17 protein-coding genes are annotated in these 21,407 nt (G+C 65.2%); 14 read left to right on the forward strand and 3 right to left on the reverse strand.

Annotation, left to right across the window (positions count from 1 at the left end):
- Positions 1-4: 4 nt before the first annotated feature.
- Entirely contained in the window at positions 5-2,068 is a 2,064-nt protein-coding gene (locus tag GT613_RS10340; protein WP_015760797.1) for an LTA synthase family protein, read from the reverse strand.
- Between the two features lie 297 nt (positions 2,069-2,365).
- Here GT613_RS10340 and GT613_RS10345 point away from each other — a divergent pair, with 297 nt between their 5' ends.
- The 3 genes from GT613_RS10345 to GT613_RS10355 all read left to right on the forward strand — a co-directional run bounded on the left by GT613_RS10345 (position 2,366) and on the right by GT613_RS10355 (position 7,580).
- Entirely contained in the window at positions 2,366-4,465 is a 2,100-nt protein-coding gene (locus GT613_RS10345; RefSeq protein ID WP_156996366.1) for a sodium-translocating pyrophosphatase, read from the forward strand.
- 251 nt (positions 4,466-4,716) lie between these two features.
- Positions 4,717-6,276: a GGDEF domain-containing protein gene (locus GT613_RS10350; RefSeq protein ID WP_161172612.1), complete on the forward strand. Its 1,560-nt coding sequence runs from the start codon at positions 4,717-4,719 to the stop codon at positions 6,274-6,276.
- Positions 6,273-7,580 (forward strand): GGDEF domain-containing protein, encoded by a 1,308-nt coding sequence (locus GT613_RS10355; protein WP_161172613.1) that lies wholly within the window; start codon positions 6,273-6,275, stop codon positions 7,578-7,580. Before GT613_RS10350 ends, GT613_RS10355 begins: the two co-directional genes overlap by 4 nt.
- A 106-nt stretch (positions 7,581-7,686) precedes the next feature.
- Here GT613_RS10355 and gdhA read toward each other — a convergent pair whose 3' ends face one another.
- Positions 7,687-9,018: an NADP-specific glutamate dehydrogenase gene (gene gdhA / locus GT613_RS10360; RefSeq protein ID WP_114550447.1), complete on the reverse strand. Its 1,332-nt coding sequence runs from the start codon at positions 9,016-9,018 to the stop codon at positions 7,687-7,689.
- Between the two features lie 686 nt (positions 9,019-9,704).
- Here gdhA and GT613_RS10365 point away from each other — a divergent pair.
- Genes GT613_RS10365 through GT613_RS10385 form a run of 5 tightly spaced genes read left to right on the forward strand, consistent with a single transcriptional unit; the run spans position 9,705 to position 14,515 of the window.
- Entirely contained in the window at positions 9,705-11,060 is a 1,356-nt protein-coding gene (locus GT613_RS10365; RefSeq protein WP_015760796.1) for a DUF2130 domain-containing protein, read from the forward strand.
- A gap of 55 nt (positions 11,061-11,115) precedes the next feature.
- Positions 11,116-11,439 (forward strand): hypothetical protein, encoded by a 324-nt coding sequence (locus GT613_RS10370; protein WP_009307196.1) that lies wholly within the window; start codon positions 11,116-11,118, stop codon positions 11,437-11,439.
- Positions 11,439-11,765, forward strand: a complete 327-nt coding sequence (locus GT613_RS10375) for a type II toxin-antitoxin system RelE/ParE family toxin (RefSeq protein ID WP_009609259.1) — start codon at positions 11,439-11,441, stop codon at positions 11,763-11,765. The genes GT613_RS10370 and GT613_RS10375 overlap by 1 nt, the downstream gene beginning before the upstream one ends.
- 14 nt (positions 11,766-11,779) lie before the next feature.
- Positions 11,780-13,564, forward strand: coding sequence for a hypothetical protein (locus GT613_RS10380; protein ID WP_035585175.1), 1,785 nt, complete (start codon positions 11,780-11,782; stop codon positions 13,562-13,564).
- A 9-nt stretch (positions 13,565-13,573) separates the two neighbouring features.
- Positions 13,574-14,515: a Fic family protein gene (locus GT613_RS10385; protein ID WP_240132885.1), complete on the forward strand. Its 942-nt coding sequence runs from the start codon at positions 13,574-13,576 to the stop codon at positions 14,513-14,515.
- Here the strand turns inward: GT613_RS10385 and GT613_RS10390 are convergent.
- Positions 14,505-15,020 (reverse strand): DUF188 domain-containing protein, encoded by a 516-nt coding sequence (locus GT613_RS10390; protein ID WP_009609235.1) that lies wholly within the window; start codon positions 15,018-15,020, stop codon positions 14,505-14,507. The genes GT613_RS10385 and GT613_RS10390 overlap by 11 nt on opposite strands.
- Before the next feature lie 192 nt (positions 15,021-15,212).
- Here GT613_RS10390 and dltA point away from each other — a divergent pair, with 192 nt between their 5' ends.
- The 6 genes from dltA to GT613_RS10420 all read left to right on the forward strand — a co-directional run bounded on the left by dltA (position 15,213) and on the right by GT613_RS10420 (position 21,386).
- Positions 15,213-16,763 (forward strand): D-alanine--poly(phosphoribitol) ligase subunit DltA, encoded by a 1,551-nt coding sequence (dltA, locus tag GT613_RS10395; RefSeq protein ID WP_009307191.1) that lies wholly within the window; start codon positions 15,213-15,215, stop codon positions 16,761-16,763.
- 16 nt (positions 16,764-16,779) lie between these two features.
- On the forward strand, positions 16,780-17,952 hold the full coding sequence (dltB, locus tag GT613_RS10400) for a D-alanyl-lipoteichoic acid biosynthesis protein DltB (protein ID WP_009307190.1): 1,173 nt from the start codon (positions 16,780-16,782) through the stop codon (positions 17,950-17,952).
- Positions 17,945-18,199 carry a D-alanine--poly(phosphoribitol) ligase subunit DltC gene (gene dltC / locus GT613_RS10405; protein ID WP_009307189.1) on the forward strand — a complete coding sequence of 85 codons (255 nt, stop codon included), beginning with the start codon at positions 17,945-17,947 and terminating at the stop codon, positions 18,197-18,199. The genes dltB and dltC overlap by 8 nt, the downstream gene beginning before the upstream one ends.
- Positions 18,200-18,263: 64 nt before the next feature.
- Positions 18,264-19,529: a D-alanyl-lipoteichoic acid biosynthesis protein DltD gene (dltD, locus tag GT613_RS10410; RefSeq protein ID WP_231566088.1), complete on the forward strand. Its 1,266-nt coding sequence runs from the start codon at positions 18,264-18,266 to the stop codon at positions 19,527-19,529.
- The gene (locus GT613_RS10415; RefSeq protein ID WP_156732906.1) at positions 19,526-19,702 is read left to right on the forward strand and encodes a hypothetical protein; all 177 of its coding nucleotides are present in this window, start codon (positions 19,526-19,528) and stop codon (positions 19,700-19,702) included. The genes dltD and GT613_RS10415 overlap by 4 nt, the downstream gene beginning before the upstream one ends.
- A 25-nt stretch (positions 19,703-19,727) precedes the next feature.
- The gene (locus GT613_RS10420) at positions 19,728-21,386 is read left to right on the forward strand and encodes a serine hydrolase domain-containing protein (protein ID WP_230315022.1); all 1,659 of its coding nucleotides are present in this window, start codon (positions 19,728-19,730) and stop codon (positions 21,384-21,386) included.
- The last annotated feature ends 21 nt before the right edge of the window (positions 21,387-21,407 follow it).

A 21,407-nucleotide genomic window follows, 5' to 3' on the forward strand; every position in this document is an offset into this window, starting at 1 on the left:
CCCTTTACTTCACCGCCCAGGCCGAGTCCTTGTTGAAGAGGTTGTCGTACTGGACGGTTGCGTACGCTTGCAGCGCGTCGAGCACGCCCGCCGCCTCCTCGTTGCCGAATCCGTGCCAAATGCCGTCGGCCGTGAGGAATCCGTTCAGATTGATGGCGGGGACGGCTTCGCGCATGGCCAGCAGGAAGCGCTGATAGCTCGTCGTGGGCAGGCCTGCGGCCTCGACGAGCCTCGACCCCAGGTAGTTAAGGCTCGTGCGCTCGTGCGCGACGCCCTGAGGCTCGTGTGCGCCTTGCGCGCGGGCTGCGTCGTTCGCCCAGATGAGGTATGGCACCGTGTAGCGCTCCTGCACGGCCTCGAGCCCCAGGTCGTCTGCTGCAGCTCCGTCGTGGGTCGCCTCGAACAGCCAATCGCTGAAGCCCGGCTGGTGGTCGCCGAAAAAGCATAGCACCACGGGGCGGTCGAGAGCGTTCAGCCGATCCACGAGGTAGGCGAGGTCGCGATCCGCCTGGCGTATGACGCTGGCGTACTCGTCCAGCTCCGACGACCTGCTGCCGTCGCCTAAGGGCACGCTCACCGCAAGCTCGTCGGACAGGCCTCCTACGTCGTAGCCGCCGTGGTTCTGCAGCGTCACGTCGAACACGAACTGCGGGCCCTCGTCGGCTTCCAGCAGGTCGAGCACGTAGTCGTAGGTGGCGCGGTCGGTGGTGAGCCCGCGCAGCGTGTCGGCGTTCGCGAACGCCCGCTGGTCTGCGAACTCGTCGAAGCCCAGCTGCTCGTACACGCGGTCGCGACGCCAGTTCGTGCTCTCGGCGGGGTGCACGGCATGGGTGGCGTATCCGAGCGACGAGAAGTACGACACGAGGCTCTCCGTTCCGTCAAGGTCGTACAGCACGTAGGGGTACACGCCGCCGCCGAGGTGCCCCATGCTCGATCCCGTGAGGAACTCGAACTCGCTGTTGCACGTGCCCCCGCCGAGCGCCGACGCGTATGCGTCGCCCGCTTCGAGCGCCTCGGCCGCGATATCGTAGTAATGGGCGGGACGCGCGTCGGTGCCGGCCAAGCCCGGGTAGCGCGAGAGGTCGGAGAACGTCTCGTTCATGATCGCGATGACGGTAGGGGCTTCGGCGCCGTCCGGCATGCTCGCGCTATCGTCTGAGAGCGAGCGCAGCAGGTCCGAAACGGCATCGGCATCGTATCCTTCGGGGCGTGCAGGGCTCAGATCCTGCACGCGTTTGAGGAAGCACAACGTCGATCCCTGCTCGGCGTACGACTCCTTCACGCCCCATACATCCACCGTGCAGGCATAGGCTTCCTCGATGTCGTACGTTCCTATCCACCAGCCGAAGCAGCTTGCCAGCGCTAAAGCGCACGCGCCGTTCGCCACCGCGCGACGCGGAGTGGCCGCCACCTTCGGCAGGAAGGCGATGGCCGTCGAGGCGATCGCGAACACGGAGACGGCCGCCAGCAAGCGCGCGTCGAGCGCGAACGTGTAGCCCGCGCCCACCGAGGCCGCCGTCGACAGGGCGAACACGTCGGCGGGCACGATGGGCTGGCCCTTGAACAGGATGACGAAGTGGTTCGCCGTACCGGCGAGGAGGCAGGCGGCCAAGAATGCGACGACGGCGCCGCGGGTGCGCTGCCCGGCCGCGTACACGATGGCGAACAGCGCGCCCAGAACGCACAGGTTCACCGCGGCGTAGAACGGATCCATGGCGAGCAGCTGATCGTTCCAGGGACGTTCCAGAAGGTAGAATCCTATGGGAACCGCTAGCAGCAGCACGATGGGGCGGGCAAGGCGCCAGCGCTCCAAGGCCCGCTGGGAGCGCCGGCCGCGCAGCAGCAGCGCGCAGCCGCAGCCCAGCAGCACGGCCGCAGCGCCCGCCACGGCGAACCAGGGCGCGTCGGAGAAGCCGCTGGCAGCGTACAGAATCAGGAACAGCGCCGCTAAGGCGCACAGAACCGCACCGACGAGGTCGCAGGGCGCGGGGGACAGGCGAGCGCGCAGGTTGGAAAGAAGCGCAGCGGCCGATGCGAGCGCCGTTTCGAGGCGCCGACGTACGGTCATAGATACTCCTATATATGCAATCGTAACGTGTTCGTAAACAAGGGTAAGAAGTGCATGATAGCGGTTTGGGCTCGATCGCGCAGTCCGATCCGCCGACGGTTGTAAAAGTTCTAGGCGCTGACCGGGCGATTCGACCCAACTGACAAAAAACCGTGATTTCGACTTCACATTATCTGCAAATATCATACAATAGTGCAGTTGCGTGCGACTTTCCCGCTTAGAATGCCCGGCGAAAAGGTCGCACTATTGTATTGGAACGGAAAAAGGAGGAGACACGTGACTACTGCAGTCGCATGGATGGCTCCCGTGTGTGCCCTGATCGGCATTTGCATGGCGGCCTACCTCGGTTCCTGGGTTCTGAAGCAGGATCCGGGTCCGGACAAGATGAACAGCATCTCCATCAAGATCCAGCAGGGCGCCAAGGCGTTCCTCATGAGCGAGTACAAGCTGCTCGTCATCTTCATGGTGGTCGTCGGCATCATCATGGCGGTCGCCCTGTCGCCCATCACGGCGCTCGCGTTCGCCACGGGCGGCGTGATGTCGGCTGCCGCGGGCTACGCCGGTATGCACGTCGCCACGCGCGCCAACACGCGCACGGCGCATGCCGCCGAGCAGTCGGTTGCCAAGGCTCTGAACGTCAGCTTCAAGTCCGGTCTGACCATGGGCCTGTGCGTTGCTTCGTTCGCGCTGCTGGGCCTGTCGCTGTGGCTGCTCTTGCTGGTGTTCGGCATCGACATCGTCGAAGTCGCGCAGATGCATGAGAACATCGGCATGGTGGAGGGCTTCGCCACCGGTGCTTCGGCTGTGGCTCTGTTCGCCCGTGTGGGCGGCGGCATCTACACGAAGGCGGCCGACGTGGGAGCCGACCTCGTGGGCAAGGTCGAAGCGGGCATTCCGGAGGACGACCCGCGTAACCCGGCCACCATCGCCGACAACGTGGGCGACAACGTGGGCGACGTCGCGGGCATGGGCGCCGACCTGTTCGAGTCCTACACCGGCTCCATCCTGGCTCCCACCATCCTGGCGGCCACGTTCGGCGCGCTGGGCGGTTATTTCGCCACGGGCGACTTGGTTTGGGCTCTCGTGACTCCGCTCCTTATCGCGGGCTGCGGCATCATCACGTCCATCATCGGCCTGTTCGCCGTGCGCGCCAAGGAAGGCGCCGCGTTGCACAAGGCGCTCAACCGCGGCACCTACGTGGCGGCCGGCATCGAGATCGTCGTGATCTTCTGCCTGTTCGCCGTCTGGAATTCCCAGTCGGTCGAGGCTCAGCCGCTGTGGCTGTTCGGCTCGGTGCTGTGCGGCTTGATCGCCGGCCTTGCCATCGGCAAGATCACCGAGTACTTCTGCTCCGACAAGTACAAGCCGGTCCACAAGATCGCCGAAGCCGCCGACACCGGCGCCGCCACGGTCATCATCGAGGGCATCGGCACGGGCATGCTGTCCACCATCGCTCCCATCGTGCTGGTGGCGCTCGCCATCATCGGCGCGTACACCTTCGGCAACATGGCGTTCCCGAACGCCGCTGCCGACGGCGGCATCGCCGTGGGCCTGTTCGGCGTCGGCCTGGCCGCCACCGGCATGCTCTCCAACACCGCCATCACCATCGGCGTGGACGCGTACGGCCCCGTTGCCGACAACGCGGGCGGCATCGCCGAGATGGCGGGCCTGCCCGAAGAGGTGCGCGACCGCACCGACGCCCTCGACGCCGTGGGCAACACGACGGCCGCCATCGCGAAGGGCTTCGCCATCGCGTCCGCGGGCCTGTCGGCCATCTCGCTGTTCGTGTCCTACCAGGCCACGATGCACCATTCCATCCCCGACTTCGCGCTGACGCTCACCGACCCGCTGATCGTGGCCGGTATCTTCATCGGCGCCATGATGCCGTTCATGTTCGCGGCACTCACCATGGGCGCCGTGTCCCGTGCGGCCCATGCCATGGTCGAGGAAGTGCGCCGCCAGTTCCGCGAGATCAAGGGCATCATGGAGTACAAGGCCGAGCCCGAGTACGACAAGTGCGTGGCCATCTCCACCTCTTCCGCCCTGCGCGAGATGATGCTTCCGGGCTGCCTCGCCATCGTGGTGCCGGTCGCCATCGGCTGCTTCAATCCTGCCATGCTGGGCGGCTTCCTTGCGGGCGCCGTCGCCACCGGCATGCTCATGGCCATCTTCATGTCCAACGCCGGCGGCGCGTGGGACAACGCGAAGAAGTACATCGAGCAGGGTCATCATGGCGGCAAGGGCTCCGAGGCCCACAAGGCGGCTGTCGTGGGCGATACCGTGGGCGATCCGTTCAAGGATACCTCCGGCCCGTCCATGAACATCCTCATCAACCTCATGACCATCGTCTCTCTGACGTTCGCCCCGTTGTTCATCATGCTCCAGGGGATGTTCTAAGAGCTTCGCTTGCACGATGCGCATGATTCGGAGGCCCCGGCGATCGCCGGGGCCTCCGTGCGTTTTGGGATACAGCCAGATGGGCTTCCTCGGCGCGAACCGGCCGAGATTTCCGAATGCGGACGGTCTCGCTTGGACGATGCGCTTTCGAATAATCCCGGCGGAGCGGGCATTCCGATCTTCGCTCATGCCTCGAAGAAGAGGGCGTATGTTATGATGCCACCATCGGCGCGCATGAGAAAGACGACGTAATGGCGAAAACAGCAGGCAAAAACCTGAGAACAACGCGGTTCTCGTTCCGGCGCATGGCCTTGTACGGAGTCGCGCTCGCGTTGGCGCTGCTTATCGCATCCGCCGTGATGGGCGCGGTTCTGGCCGTGCGGGATATGCGCGATCAGGCCGACGTATCGCTGACGAACGCCAAGGCGCGCATCGAGTCGAGCGTCGCGGAGTCTTTCAAGCTGCTGGAATCGTTGGCCGAGCAGCCGACGCTGTACGATCGCTCCGTCCGGGTCATGGACAAAGTGACGATGCTCGACCAGGTGAACGAGCATTTCGGCTACTTCCTGCTATGCTACGTCGATGACGAGATGAACGTGTGGGACGTGACCGGTTCGGCGAGCCTCGCCAGCCGCGATTTCATGCAGAAATGCTATTCCACGGGTCAGAGCTTGGTCACCGACAGCTTCGCGGCCGGCGCCGACGGCGTGACGCTCAACTACGTCGTGCTCGCGCCCCTCTTCGACGGCGGGGAGATGACGGGATCGTTGTTCGTCTCGCTGTACTTCGACGATATGGTGCGCATCCTCGCCGAGAGCGCCGTCGGCCCCGATGTGGGATCGGTGCTCATCGGAAGCCGGGGCCAGACGATGTCGGCCACGTCGGGTTTCGTGTACGACGACATGTTCCTCGACCCGCTTCGCAGCAGCATCGCGTTCGGTATGACCGCCGATGTCGTGGAGCGGGAGCTGATGGCGCTCAACCCGGTGTCCTTCTGGACCGTAGACGGATTGGATGTACGATACTACACGGCCGTTCCTATCGCCGATACCGCATGGGACGCCGTATGCGTGACGAGCTTCTGGGACGCGTACACCAAGGTCATGGCCGCGTTCGCTCCGCTGATCGCCGCCGGTTTGGCGATCGTCGCGTGTGTGTTCCTGTTGCTTCGTCGCGATTTCATGTGTCAAATGGAAAACGCCCGCATGCTTGAGAAGTCCGTCGAGGAGCTGCAGAGGAAAGTGTACGACGATGGGCGATCGGCTGAAGCCGACATCGCCGACATCCTCGAGCTCACCTCGTCGGGCCTGTCCGACGGGCTGACCGGCACCGTCACGCGCTCGGTGTTCTCCAGCAAGCTGGCGAGTGCGCTCGAGAACGCGCGGGACGGCGGATCCCTGTACGTCCTGTGCTTCATCGACCTCGACGACTTCAAGACGATCAACGACACGTACGGCCATGCGACCGGCGACGCGGCTTTGAAATCCATCGGCTACGCCCTGCGCGGCTACGAGCGGCGCTACGATGGCATGGTGGGACGTTACGGCGGCGACGAGTTCGTGATGCTCATGACCGACATCGACGACGAAGGCGAGCTGCGCGCCGTGCTCGACGAGATGGCGGGCGACCTTCATGTGGACATCCAGGTGGGAGACGCGGTGGTCTCGGTGCATTGCAGCATCGGCGCGGCCGTGTGGGATCGGGTTTCCGACGCCGATGCGCTTTTGGGGCAGGCGGATAGCGCTCTGTATCGCGTCAAGCAGCATGGTAAGGAAGGGTATTTCGTGTTCGGCGAAGAGGATGCGCAGTGAGACGCCGCAATGTGGCGACCGCGATCGGCTTCGCCGGGTTCGCGTTGATCGTCGTTGCGCTGGTAGGCTCTTTGGGCGCCTTCGTCTACGGAGAGATGGGCGCTATGCGCCAGCGCGACGCCCTGAATCTGCTGAACTATTTCCAGCAGGCCATGGTTACGAAACTCTACGACGAAGTGAGCCCGGTCGACGACCTCGCGGCCGCCTTCGAGGTCGATCCGGACGACGAAGCCTGGTTCCCTCGCGTGGCGGGCGAGCTGCTCGAGCGCGAGGAAGTGTCCTACGTCGCCTACGTGCGCGGCGACACGATGGCCTACGCCTATCCCGAGGAGGAGTTCGGGGATACCGTCGGCGACGATCTCGCCTCGTTCTCGTACGTGTACACGCTGGCCAAGTGGACCGACGGCTTCGTGGTGGAGAGTTCGGTCGAGCTGTCGAGCGGCGAGAACGTCTTCCTGTTCGTCAGACCGGTGAACGTGGGCGGTTCGTACTACGGCGAGGCGGTGGTGGGCGTCAAGGAGTCTTACGTGCTCGAACAGCTCGACTTCGCCTCCCTTGAGGAAGCGGGGTATCTGTACGAGCTATGGTCGGTCAGCCCTCAGGATGGCAGCAAGGACGTGATCGCCGCTTCGGGTGGCTCGCACGATTTCTCCCATGCGGCGAAGTCGACGTTCAACATGCCCACGCAATGGACGCTGTCCATTATGCCCGAGCAGGGTTGGATTCCCCGGGAATGGTCCATCTTCCTGGCCGTGGGCGTGATCGTGGTCGAGGCGCTGATCTTCGGACTGGCCTTCGCCTTGCTCGCCCTTCGACGTGCGCGTCGGTTTCATGCCGAAGCCGTGCGTCGCGACGACGAGACGGGGTTGCTCGCCTATCGCGCGTTCGTCGACGAGCTCGAACGCTCCGCCTGCCGTGATGAGGCCGTTCCGTTGACGATCGTCTGTCTTATGGTGGACGGTTTCGAGCATGCGGCGCTGTCGTTGGGACCGGAGGCTCGCCGTTCGTATCTGGAAAGCGTGAAAGGCGAGATCGACGAGGTGATCCAGGTTCAACACGTGGCTGCGCGCGTGAGCGCGGGCTGCTTCGCGATCGTCATCCGCGATTACGTCGATCGTGGTTCGCTCGTCGATCTCATGCGCGCTCTCGAGCTGGCGTTGCTGTGGAAGGTGCGCATCGACGGCAAGAAGGCGTTCTGCGCGGTTCGCTCGGCCGCCGTGCGCTTCCCGGAGGACGTCGACGATCCCGTCGCGCTCGTCGAACGTACGGTGTCGCTGCTGGAGCGCGATCGGCCCGGTCGGTAAGCGGGCGACGGCCGAGTTCGTCCTGCGCATTGCATGGCAAAAAGAACGGGCCCCGTCCTGAGGACGAGACCCGTTTCCTCGCGCGATGCTTTCCGGGCTGCCGCGACTACACGATGCCCTGGGCCATCATGGCGTCGGCGAGCTTCTTGAAGCCCGCGATGTTGGCGCCCATGACGTAGTTGCCCTCGTGGCCGTACTCCTTGGCCGCGTCGTCGGCCGCATGGTAGATGTTCTTCATGATGCCCTGCAGCTTGCTGTCCACTTCCTCGAACGTCCAGGACAGGCGCTCGGAGTTCTGGGACATCTCCAGGCCGGAGGTGGCCACGCCGCCTGCGTTCGCCGCCTTGCCCGGGCAGAACACCACGCCGTTGTCCATCAGGTAGTCGGTGGCGTCCATCGTCGTGGGCATGTTCGCGCCCTCGGCCACGATCTTGCAGCCGTTGGCCACGAGCTGCTTCGCATCCTCGATCAGCAGCTCGTTCTGCGTGGCGCAGGGCAGGGCGATGTCCACGGGCACGCTCCACACGCCGCGACCCTCGTGGTACTCGACGCCTTCCTTGCGCGCGGCGTACTCGGAGATGCGGCCGCGCTCCACTTCCTTGATCTGCTTCACGAGGTCGAGGTCGATGCCCGCCGGGTCGTGGATCCAGCCGGTGGAGTCCGACATGGTGACCACCTTCGCGCCCAGCTGCTGGGCCTTCTGCGTGGCGTAGATGGCCACGTTGCCCGAGCCGGACACGGCCACGGTCTTGCCCTCGAAGCTGTCGTCATGGCAGTTCAGGTACTCCTGCACGAAGTAGATCAGGCCGTAGCCGGTGGCCTCGGTGCGGGCCAGCGAGCCGCCGTAGGACAGGCCCTTGCCCGTGAGCACGCCTTCCCACACGTTCTTGATGCGCTTGTACTGGCCGAACATGAAGCCCACCTCGCGCGCGCCCGTGCCGATGTCGCCGGCCGGCACGTCGGTGTCGGCGCCGATGTGGCGGAACAGCTCGGTCATGAAGCTCTGGCAGAAGCGCATGATCTCCATGTCGGACTTGCCCTTGGGGTCGAAGTCGCAGCCGCCCTTGCCGCCGCCCATGGGCAGCGTGGTCAGGCTGTTCTTGAAGATCTGCTCGAAGCCCAGGAACTTGATGATGCCGAGGTTCACCGACGGATGCAGGCGCAGGCCGCCCTTGTAGGGCCCGAGGCAGCTGTTGAACTGCACGCGGTAGCCGCGGTTCACGTGCACGTTGCCCTCGTCGTCCACCCAGGGCACGCGGAACATGATCGCGCGCTCCGGCTCGACGATGCGCTCGAGCAGTCCGGCCTTCTCGTAGGCGGGGTTGGACTCGATGACCGGCTTCAGGGATGTGAGCACCTCGGTGACGGCCTGGATGAACTCCGGCTCGTTCGGGTTCTTTTCCTTGACCTGCTCGATGACGTTATCGACGTAACTCATCTTGGCGGACCTCCATTCACGTGTATTCATACTAGGCTCATTATAAAGACCGAATTGCGATGGTTGCGCTTATTTAAACGATTCGAAACAAAACAGCATGTCGAAGGGAAGGGGGTGCGGGAAAGAACGGGGGGCAGGGCGGGGGCGACGAAGCGGCCTCGCTGTTGAGCCGACATCGGAATGAGCCCGTTCGGCGCGCGGGGCCGCCTGCGCGCCGTGCTTCCTCGTGCTCGCGTTTCGCGGTGGGGCGCTACGGTGCCAGGTGCGAGAATCGGCGCGACGAAGCCGCCGCGATCCGACGGCACCTGTCGGCGTGCGCGGCAAACAGGCTCGCACGGATCGATGAGGCGAAAATCCGGTCGCAGCGGTAAAATCGGAACGGTTTGGTAATTCAAGAAGCCTGAATCGAGCGCTTTCGAGGCCCTTCTCTTATCGTGACGACGAGCTTTTCCGCGAAACCCCTGTTCAGCGCATCGTCCTACCTAATGACCGTATTGAGCGCCATTACCAAACCGTCTCGTTTTTACCGCAGCGCCCGGTTTTTCGGCTCATCTACCCTGCCCTTCGAGTTGGTATCGAGGAGGCGGCCGTGGAAAAAACCGGGTGTCGCGCCGCCTGTCCCGAAAGGAGGCCCGGCGTGCGGGGCCGATGGGGTAGAATCGGGGGATACGGGAGAAGGAGCGAGCATGAACGAGATCAAGTGCCCTCATTGCGGCGAGATGTTCACCATCGACGAAGCCGGTTTCGCGGCCATTCTGAAGCAGGTGCGCGACGCCGAGTTCGACAAGGAGGTGCGTCGCCACGAGCAGCTGATGGCCTCCGAGAAGCAGCAAGCCGTGCAGTTGGCCGTGGCCGAGGCTCTTGCGAAAGCGCAGGGCGACGCGGCTCAGAAGGAGGCGCGCATCGCCGAGCTGGAGGCGCGGCTGCAGGCGGAGCAGCGTGAGCGCGAGAGCCAGCAGCGCCTGGCCCACGCCGAGCGCGAGCGGGCGCTGGCCGACGCGGCGGCTGCGAAGGACGCCCGCATCGTCGAGTTGGAGCAACGTGTGGAGGCGCAGGGTCGCGCCTTCGAGGCGGAGAAGAAGCTGGCGGTGGAGCAGGCGCGTTCGGCGCTGGAGCGCGAGCGCGACGCGCTGGCCGCGCAGGTGGCGCTCAAGGACGCCGAGAAGAGCCGATGCGAGAGCGCCCTCAAAGAGCAGCTGGCCATCGAGCTCAAAGCCAAGGACGACATCATCGCCTACAAGGACGGCGAGATCGAGCGCTACAAGGACATGAAGGCGCGCCTGTCCACCAAGATGGTGGGCGAGTCGTTGGAGCAGCACTGCGAGACCGAGTTCAACAAGATCCGCGCCGCCGCGTTCCCGCGCGCGTACTTCGAGAAGGACAACGACGCGTCCGAGGGCTCGAAGGGCGACTTCATCTTCCGCGAATGCGACGAGGAGGGCAACGAGATCGTGTCCATCATGTTCGAGATGAAGAACGAGTCCGACGATTCGTCGCATCGTCACAAGAACGAGGACTTTTTCAAGAAGCTGGACGCCGACCGCAGGAAGAAGGGGTGCGAGTACGCGGTGCTGGTCACGTTGCTGGAGCCGGAAAGCGAGCTGTACAACCAGGGCATCGTGGATGTGTCGTACCGCTTCGAGAAGATGTACGCCATTCGCCCGCAGTTCTTCCTGCCGATGATCTCCATCCTGCGCAACGCGGCGTTGAACTCGATGGCGTACAAGGCGGAGCTGGCGGTGGTGCGCAACCAGAACATAGACATCACGAAATTCGAAGAGCAGATGGAAACGTTCAAAAGCGGTTTCGCGCGCAATTACGATCTGGCCAGCCGCAAGTTCCAGACGGCCATCGACGAGATCGACAAGACCATCCTGCACTTGCAGAAGACCAAGGACGCCCTCGTGTCGTCCGAGAACAACCTGCGCCTGGCGAACAACAAGGCCCAAGACCTCACCATCAAGCGCCTGACCAGGAACAACCCCACCATGAAAGCGGCCTTCGAGGCGCTGGCCGAGGAGAAGGATGACACGCAGCCGTGATTCGTCTATATCGTGAAAATATGCTAGTATATTTTCACGATATAAGGAGGTTTTCATGGCGACACCCGCTGAGCTGCTAGACAACATGGTGCCTGTTTCGGCGTTCAGCCGGGGCAAGGCCGCGCAGGCTTTCTCGTCGGCGTCTAATTCCACGCCCGTCATCGTGTTGAAGAACAATGCACCGTATCGCGTTATCACGACGCCGGACGAGTACGCCTATCTCTCGGAGGTCGAGGCCGACATGGTGCTTATGGCCGAAGCGATGGCGCGGTTGACGGCGAATCAGGATGCAGGATCCGTCCCTGCGGAAGAGGTGTACGCCGAGCTGGGCATCGCGCTTGAGGATGTTGACGCCATCGAAGACGTGGAGCTGGCGTGATGTGGGAGCTGTCGTTCCTTCCCGAAGCTCGGGAGGATCTTCGCGCATTGGACGGATCCCAGCGTATACGCGTGGTGAAGGCGATCGCCAAAGTGCAGTCGAATCCTCTTCCCTCATCCGAAGGGGGATACGGAAAACCTCTTGGGAACAAGCGCTTGTCCCAGTTGAGCGGCCTGATGAAAGTGAAATTGAAGTCGGATGGCATCCGGATCGTGTACAAGCTTGAGCGCATCGAGCATGCCATGCGCATCGTCGTGATTGGGGTTCGCTCCGATGATGCGGTATACCGCGAAGCCCAGAAACGGCGGGAGTCGCACGGATTGTAGACGGGGTGGGCGCTATGCGGGACGATTTCACGACGAAGGAGCGCACGGGCGCGGGGACGGGGGAGGTGCTCGCGCGGCTCGGGTACGCGCTGGTGGGCGCGCTCGTCGCCGTGCTGGTTTCGGCGATGATGTCGCTGGTGCCGTGGCCCGCGGACGACACGCTGTTTCCCGTGTACGTCAACGCATCGGTCATGGGGGCGACGCTCATGCTATGGGCGTCGTTCAAGCCTTCGCGCGGTTCGGCCGGCGCGGTAGCTGCCGAGGCGCTCACGGTGTTCGTCACCGTGCTTGTTGTGCAGATGGTCGGCAGCTGCCTGCAGTCGCCGAGCTTGTTCGGCCTCTATCCCAATCCTCTTTCATGGGTATGGGATCATGCGATCTTCATGCTGTACAGCGGGCTTGCCCTCGTTTTGCCGATATCCTGGGCGCTCGGCAGCAACGAGCGGTGGGCGCGGCGCTCGTTCAAACGGGTCCTCGGCGAGCTTGCGTTCGTCCTGGCGGCATGGGCGCTCGCTGCAAGCGGCGTCCTTGATTCGGCTCATTCGCTGATCGGCTTCATGGTGCAAGGCCTCGTCTTCGTCGCGTCCGCGCTTGCCACGGCGGCGGTGTTCCAGCGGCTGGCGTGCGCACTGGTCGGGCGCTACCGTGCGGTAGAGGAGCAGTCTGCGCCCCGGCCGAGACATGCGCCGCCCGTTTCCGAGCCCCGGCGTCCCGCGCCGCGCGCGAACCTGCGTGCGGCGTGCATCGCGTTGCTCGTCGGATCGGTGGGCGTCAGCGTGTGCGCGCTCGCATTCTTCTTCGTTTGCCAGAAGCAGGCGGCGGCTCAGGGTTTGGAGCTGCGCAACATCGTTTACGACATCCCGACCGCTTGCGTGCTGGTCACGTGTTTCGTCGCGATCCCGTTCGTCTTGGTGGGAACGCTGAGAGGATCCGGCAAGGATTATCGCTTGGCGGGGTATGCCGCGCTTTGCGCGATCGTGCTGCTGCCGGTCATGCTGTTATCCACGTTTCGGCTGGAATCTCCCGAAGAAACCGACCTCGGCGGCGGCGCCATCGAAGTGGTCACGCCTGAATGGTTCGATACGCCGCGCGTGGAATACGCGACGTCCGAAGGCCCCTTGTTCATGAGGATGCTGTCGAACGCACGCCTCTCGTCGACATCGGACGAGGGGCAGCCTCTTCCTCCCGTACGATCGGGCTACTCGTACCACAATACGGGCAACATCGTCTCCATCGACCACGAGGCGCTCGTGCTCGTGCTGGCGATAACGCAATCCACCGAGGATATCGCGACGGGAACGCAGGTGTCGGTCGATTGCGCGTCTACCGAGCACTTCGACGTACCGTTCGACGAGCTGGCGGTGGGCGATAGCGTGCAGATCCGCTCCACTGAGGCTCATACCGACGGCGCCATCGTTGCGCAGAAGGTGTTCGGTCCGGCGCGCGATCTGGTGCCCGAGCAGCAGGGGCGCGTCGAGGAAGAAACGCTCGACGACATCCTCGCGTCGTACGACTGCGGCTATACGGTGTCGGGCACGGTGACGTCGGCCGTCGAGGAGAACGGGTTCCCGTTTCGCGTGGACGACGGGGGCGGCTTCATCGAGAACGGCACGGAGCTGCGCGTGTCCACCGCATTCGTCGAGCGCCGCCTGTACGGCATGAAGGGCCTGCAGTGGTGGATGGACGGCGTGATCGTCGGCTTCTCGGACCTGCCGGCCGAGGGCGTGCTGCGCGCGAAGGTGATCGTGGGCAACGACGACACGTCATCCGACTACTGGGAGAACATGCCCGCCTCGTAATGCGCTACAATGGCGAACGTGATCCAGTTCCGAACAGTTGCGAAGGAGGCTTCGTTGACCGCCGATTGTCCAGAAGACTTTCCGTACGAGGCGAAGCCCGAGCTTCGCGACCCCGCTGTGCGCGAGGGCTATTGGCGCGTTGCGATGGGCTTGCAGGAGGTCGACGGGCTGAAGCCTTCTCCGTATCTGCGCGATCTCGCTCGAGAGCACGTGAGCGGCGTGCGCGGGCTGGACGAGACGGGCAGCATGATTCGCGCCTACCACGCGCGACAGAAGGCGGATGGGCGCGACGAGGCTGCGGGGGAGCGCGAAGCCGACCTCGTGAGCCAGCGCATCGTCGAGCTGCTGGCTTCGGGCGCGTTCGCGCTGGTACCCGATATGCTCGCCGTGATCCATGGCGCGTTGTTCCAGGATCTCGATGCGGCGACGTATCGACCCGGCGAGTATAAGACTGAAGCGCTGCAAAAGCGCGAGTTCGTGCTGAACGGCGACAGCGTGGTGTACGCCGATCCCTCGTTGATCGAGCGCTCGCTGGCATTTCTATTCGACGAGGAGCGGTCGCACGTCTACGGCATCGAGTTCGACGAAGCTCAGCTCGAACATCTCGGCCGCTTTATCGCAAGGTTGTGGCAGGTTCATCCTTTCGTCGAGGGCAATACGCGGACGACGGCGGTGTTCGCGGTGCTCTACCTGCACGATCTGGGCTTCGATATGGACAACGAGCCGTTCGAGCGGCATGCTCGGTACTTTCGCGATGCGCTCGTGCGCGCGAACTACCGCAACGCGAAAGCGGGCGTCCTGCCCGACCTTCGCTTCGTCGTGCGGTTCCTCGACAACCTGCTGAACGAAGCCGAACACGAGTTGCGCTCGCGCGATCTTGCGTGCAAGGCGTTGTTCGACGACCCCTCGTTTTTGCGCAACGTCGATCCGTCGCAAGCGATCAGCTTGTAGGGAAGCCCTCCCGTTTCCCGTCGCGCAGCGTCTCCTCTACGAGGCGCTGGAGGTTCGCGGCGAAGCGCTCGCGATCGTCGTCTTCGAAGGCGGCGGGACCCTTCGTCCGGCCGCCCTGGCGGCGCACTTTCTTCTCCTCGTGGCGGATGTGCATGTCGAGGTCGATGGTGGTCAGCGTGTACACGCGCCCGCGCACGCCGATGGCCCGGGCGTGCCGTCCCAGCGCCATGGCGGCCAGCCCGATGTCCTGCGTCACCACGATGTCTCCGGGTTCCAGCTCCTGCACGATGGCGAAGTCGGCCGCGTCGGCGCCGATGCCCACGGGCAGCGTGTCCACCCAGAACCCGTCGCGGGGCTCGCGCGGATCTCCGCGCCTGATGTGCCGAGCAAGGTTCTGCGTCGCGTTGCCCGCAACGACCGCGGGCAACGCGTTCTTGCGCGCAACGGCCAGGGTTTCGGACGTGACCGGGCAGGCGTCGGCGTCGATGTAGATCGTCGGTCTCATGGGCTCGCTTTCTTTCGGAAGATTCCAGTATACGGTACGGCAGCCTGAACGAGGCGCGATCGTGCGCGTCAATGCGTCGGAACGGTGTCCGAAATGTGCGCAGACGGTGATCGGCGGGCCCCGTAGACATTTTATTGAGAAATGCGTCTTAGATTCTTTCCGTTTGATAGTGGAAGCTGCGGGAGGATCAGCATGAGGAGCGAGAACGAGTTTTTACGCGCAGTCGAGCAGCAGGTGCGCGAACATCCGCAAGCGCCTGCCCACAAGGCGCCGAACGGCCTGACGACCACGTACGCCGAGCTATGGGAGGCCTCCGATCGCATTGCCGCCGCCTTGGCGGCCCGCACGGAGAAGCGACAGCCGGCGGTGGTGCTCGGCCACAAATCCGCATGTATGATCGCAGGGTTTCTCGGCTGCCTTAAAAGCGGGCATGCGTTCGTCCCCGTAGACACGGAGATGCCCCTTACGCGTCTCGCGGACATCCTGTCCCAGCTCGGGGAGACGCTCGTGGTGGTTACCGAGGACATGCCCGATGCCCTGGCGTGCGCGCTGCCCGAGTCAGACGTGCTCGATGCGCGCGCGGCCGTCGCCGCAGCGGGCAGCCCCTTCGTCGTCCCCGATCGCGCGAGCTGGGTGACGGGCGACGAGACGCAGTACCTCATCTTCACGTCCGGCTCCACGGGTCGCCCGAAGGGCATCGAGGTCGGCGCGGACAACGTTGCGCGCTTCATGGACTGGGTTTGCACGTTTCCCGTGATCCGCGAGGGCGGGCGCGTATTCCTGGACCAACCGCCGTACTCGTTCGACCTGTCCGAGTACGAGGTGGTGGGCGCGCTCGCCACCGGCGGCTGCCTGCACGCCGTCGAACGCGAGGAGACCGAAGATCTGCGCGCGCTATTCGCCGACCTACGCGATTCGGGCGTGGAAGTGTGGACGTCCACGCCGTCGTTCGCCGACCTGTGCCTGGCCGACCGCAGCTTCGACGAAGCCCTGCTGCCCGACGTGCGCCTGTTCCTGTTCTGCGGCGAGGCCCTGCGCCGCTCCACGGCTGCGGCTCTGCGCGAGCGGTTCCCTCGTGCCCGCATCGCGAACACGTACGGTCCCACCGAGTCGACCGTGGCGGTCACCTACGTCGAGATCGGCGATTCGGAGCTGGTTGACGAGCGCCCGCTCCCCGTCGGCCGTCCGCGCCCCGGCACCGAGCTGCGCATCGTCGACCCCGAGACGGGCGCCCCGTGCGAGGCCGGGCGGATCGGCGAGATCGTCATCGTGGGCGACACGGTGGCCAAAGGCTACTTCCGCAACCCCGAGAAGACGGCGGCGGCCTTCTTCGACGCGACGCTTGTCGACGGCACGCCCGTGCGTGCCTACCGCACGGGCGACGCGGGCCACCTCGACGAAAGCGGCATGCTGTACTGCGACGGTCGTTTCGACTCGCTCGTGAAGGTGAACGGCTTCCGTATCGAGCTTGCGGACGTGGAGGAGAACCTTGGCGCGCTGCCGCTCGTGAAGCAGGCGGCGGTCGTGCCCGTGCGTCGCCGCGAGCGCGTGGCGTACCTGAAGGCGTGCGTGGTGCTGCGCGAGCGTCCTGCAGGCAGCGACTTCGAGATAGCTCGTCTCATCAAGGCTCGGCTGGCCGAGCGCGTGCCCGGCTACATGGTGCCGCGATCGGTGGCGCTCGTGGGCGAGCTGCCGCTGACCTGCAACGGCAAGGTGGACCGCAAGGCGCTGGCCGAGGCATGAGGCATGGCGATCATCGATGACGTTCTACGCCGACCCCAGCTTCTTCATGCTCTTGGCGCTGGCCGTGGCGGGCGCCGCCTTCCTCGGATTGCGCGAGAAGCCGATCGCGCGCTACGGTATGGTCGCATCGGCCGCGTTCTTGGCGTGTTTGTTCTGCAAGGATCTGCCGGGTCTCGCCGTGGCGGCGTTGTTCGTGGCGACGGCGACGCTTTCGACGCGTTGGGTGTTGGCCAGCCCTCGCTCGAACGGGCGCTTCGCCGTCGCGTTCGCGCTCATCCTGTTGCCGCTCCTCTCGGCGAAGGCGGGCGCGGTGTTCGACCAGAACCTGCTGGGCTTCATGGGCGTGTCCTACATCACGTTCAAGGCGCTGCAGGTGCTGTTCGAGGTGCGCGACGGCGTCATCGAGGAGCTGGGCCTGTTCGACTACCTGTACTTCCTGCTGTTCTTTCCGGTGTTCACCTCGGGCCCCATCGACCGTTCGCGCCGATTCGCCGAGGATGCGCGCAAGGTGCGCTCGTGCGACGAGTACGCGGGCCTCTTGGCGCGGGGCATCCTGCTGCTTCTGGTCGGGCTCGTGTACACCTTCGTCATAGCCGTCTGGCTGCACCGCTTCTATGCGCCGACAGCTTGGGGAACGGGGCCTTTCCTCGCCGAGCTGGGCGTGCAGGTGCGAACGGCGTACGTGTACGGGCTGTACCTGTTCTTCGACTTCGCGGGCTACAGCCTCATGGCCATGGGCGCCAGCTACTGTTTCGGAATCCGGACGCCGCGCAACTTCCGCGCGCCGTTCGCGGCCGTGGATATCAAGGACTTCTGGAACCGGTGGAACATCACGCTGTCGTTCTGGCTGCGCGACTTCGTGTTCATGCGGTTCTCGCGCTTGGCGCTGAGGCGCCGTTGGTTCGACAGCCGGCTGGCCGTCGCATGCTGGGGCTTCGTGTTCGACATGGCCCTTATGGGCGCTTGGCATGGCCTCACGGTCAACTACTTGCTGTACGGCCTGTTTCACGGCCTGCTGCTAGCCGGCAACGAAGCGTTTCAGAAGAAGTCGAAGTTCTACAAGTCCCATAGGAAGGCCCCCGCGTTCAAGGCGCTGTCCTGGTTCGTCACGCTGCAGTTGGTGATGTTCGGGTTCGCGCTGTTCTCGGGGCAGATCGCGATGCTCGTGAAAGGAGCGTTCAATGGCTGATATGACGTACGAGGAGCTTGAGGAGAAGATGCTGGACATCCTCGAAGAGGTGTGCGGCGACGACGAGGTGCGCACGAACCGCGACGAGGACCTGTTCGCGCTGGGGCTGCTGGACTCCATGGGAGCCATCGAGCTTTTGGTGGATATCGAGGACGTCTTCGGAGTGTACATTGCCCCCACGGAGGTGGAGCGCGACGAGATGAACACGGTGAACCTCATCATCCACCAGGTGGAGATCAGACTGTAGCGATATGGCGAAGCGCTCGAACATACCGGGGGCAGCGCCCGCGTCCAAACGGGCGCGAACCGGCGTGCGTCTGCTGCGCGGCGTGCTCGCGGGGCTGTTGGCCGCCGCGCTCGGGTTGGCGGGCGTCTGCGCGATGCTGCCTGCACAGACCGCCTACGATCCGGCACGCCTCTACGATTACGTGTACTCGGGCACGAAGTCGCAGAGCGTGCCCTTCACCACGGCGTCGATGAGCGACGACGGCCATCTTGCGTTCGGCTCGTCGGAGTTCTTCATCTCGAAGGACAAGGTGGCGCAATGCCCGCAGGCGGTGTTCGGCGAGAACGTGACGGGCGTCGATCTGACCTACGTGGGCGAGGCGTACGACCAGAGCCTGTGGCAGGCAATCGCCGCAGGCGCGTACGCCGGCGAAGCGAAGAACAAGAAGGTGATGATCGTCGTGTCGCCCCAGTGGTTCTTCAAAGGGAACGGCGACCAGGGCAAGTTCGCTTCGAAGTTCTCCTACGAGCTGTACCGCCGGTTCGCGAACAACCCGAGCATCTCCGGTGAGACGAAGGCCTACGTGCGCTCGCGCGTGGAGGCGCTGGGCGTGGACGCGAAGACCACGGCGGCCGCCAACCGCGACACCGTGCTGGACGCAGCGAACGACGCGGCCACGGCGTTCGCCGACGACCTGCGCACGCGCAGCCGGCTTCCGGGCATCATCGCGGGCGCGCCGCTCAAAAGCACCGTCCGCGCCGCGGGCACGTCCACCGGCGAGCCGGATTGGAACGCGCTGCTGAAGCAGGCGGATGCATCGGGCGACGCCGCCTGCACCACGAACGACTTCGGCATATACGACGCGTACTGGCAGAAGAACTCGGGCTATCACGTGGAGCGCGGGCAGAACTTCTCGCAGGCTGACGAAGAGTACGCCGATCTCGCCTGCTTCCTGCGCGTGTGCCGCGAGGCAGGGCTCGAGCCGCTCGTGACCATCCTTCCGGTGCATGGTGCCTGGTACGACCGCGAGGGCGTTGCACACGCCGAGCGCCAGGCGTACTACGAGCGCATCCGCGGGCTGTGCGACGACGCCGGGGCCGCCTACGCCGACTTCTCTAGCTGCGAATACGAGAAGTACTTCCTGTGCGACACGGTGCATCCCGGCTGGCGCGGTTGGGTGCGCATAGAGCAGGCGTTCTACGACTTCGTCCACGATCGCGACGACGCGTTTCTCGGCGGCGGCCGGTTCGGTGCGGCCGAGGGACTGGACGCGGCGGGAAACGCGGGCGCTTCGCTGGCCGGCGTGGGCGGAAACGCCGGGGACGGCGGCTCGGGCGGGAGCGCATCGTGATGGCGCGCGCGAGAAGGCTGGCTGCCGCGGCGCGCGCTGCGGCGGAGGCGCGCCCGGCGCTGCTCGGCGCGGCGGCCGCGCTGGCGGTGGTTGCGCTGGCGCTGGCGCTGGGGTGGTTCGTGGTCTTCTCGGGGCTGAGCGAGCCGGTGCAGTTCGTGTACAGCAGCTTCTAGCATGGGACGCCGGAGCGAAAGACCGATGCGCGGTATCGTCGCGGCCGCGGTGGCGGCGGCTTTGGCCGCATGCGCGCTTCTGCTGCCGTCCTGCGCGTCGGGGGAGGCGACCGTCCTGCCGCTTGCAGGCGGCGAGGCGGCCGTGTCGGAGGACGGCGCGGCGAGCGAGGCCGAGTCCGGAGGTGCGACCGAGGCGAAGGCTTCGGACGACCCGGAGGATCCCGGCGACGCGGAGGCGTCCGCCGCCGATCTCGACGAGGCCGACGAAGGGGCGTCTCCCGAAGGGCTCGAGCCTACGGGCGATGAGCTGGCCGCGCGCATGGACGCCTACTTGGCCGCGAACTTCCCGCGAGCGGGTGCGCCCGGGCTGGCGGTAGCGGTGGTGGATGCCGGCGGCGTGCGCTACCTGCGCACGTTCGGCGACTGCCCCGACGCGGACGCGCCTTTCGTCGTGGGCTCTCTCAGCAAATCGTTCACGGCGGTGGCCGTCATGCAGCTGGTTGAGCAGGGCGCGGTGGATCTGGACGCGCCCGCGTCGCGCTACGCCCCGGGCTACGACGTGCCCGACGAGGTGACCGTGCGCAGCCTGCTCAACCAAACGAGCGGGTTCGGCGCCTACGATTCGCTCGCGGAAGCCGCCGACGGCGAGCTGGGAGAGACGTTCGGGGCGTTCTCGTACGCGAACGCGAACTACGACCTGCTGGGGCGCGTGGTGGAAGGAGCCTCGGGCGAGGACTACGCTCGTTACCTGGATGAGCACGTGCTGGAGCCGCTCGGCATGGCTTCGACGACGGCCGATCCGGCGCGAGCGGAGGCGCTCGGCATGGTGCCGGGCCATCGCGACTGGTTCGGGCTGCCTGTGGCCGATGGGTTCCGGCATGCCCAAGGCGACGGCGCATGGGGCGGTCCCGCGTCGGGCTACGTGGCTTCCAGCGTGCGGGATATGGCCTCCTACCTGCGGATGTATCTAAACGGCGGCATGGGCGGCGACGGCGCGCGCGTGCTGTCCGCCGACAGCGTGCGGCGCATGTTCCTCGACCGCGTTCCCGACCCCGAGGGCGATACGTATTACGGCATGGGCTGGACGTCGTTCTCGTGGGACGACGGCGAGCTTGTGCTGTCCCACGACGGGCAGGTGGAGAACTACACTGCCAGCATGTGCCTGCTGCCCGAGCGCGGCATCGGCATCGTGGCGCTGAGCGACGCCAACGACAACGCGGGCGGCAACATCCGGTTCTTCGACCTGGTCGGCGGGGTGGTGTCGGTCGCCATCGGCGGGACGGGGCAGCCGATGGACGATGCGTGGACATGGGCGTGGCGCCAACGCGTCGACGTGCTGTACGCGAGCGCCCTGCTTCTCGCCGTCTCGCCGTTGCTGCTGACGGGTCGGTGGCGGCGCCGGCTTTCCGCAGCGTGCAGGGGAGGCGTCGCGCCGATCGTACGCGCCCGGTCGCTGCGCATGCTGCTCGTGCGAGGCGTCTTGCTGCACGTCGCGCTCCCCGCTTGCATCCTGGCGCTTCCTTTCGTCTGGGGCGTTCCGTGGCGCGACCTGCTGACGTTCTCCCCCGACGTGTCGACGGTGCTTCTGGCGAGCGCGGGGCTGCTCGTCGTCGCAGGCGCGGTGAGGCTGGCGGCGGCCGTAACGCTTCGAAACGACGAGCCGCCGCCTTCGATCATGCGGTAAGATAGCTCCCCTACGACGTGG

Source organism: Eggerthella sp. BIOML-A4 (genome assembly GCF_009875575.1).
Lineage (GTDB): Bacteria > Actinomycetota > Coriobacteriia > Coriobacteriales > Eggerthellaceae > Eggerthella > Eggerthella lenta.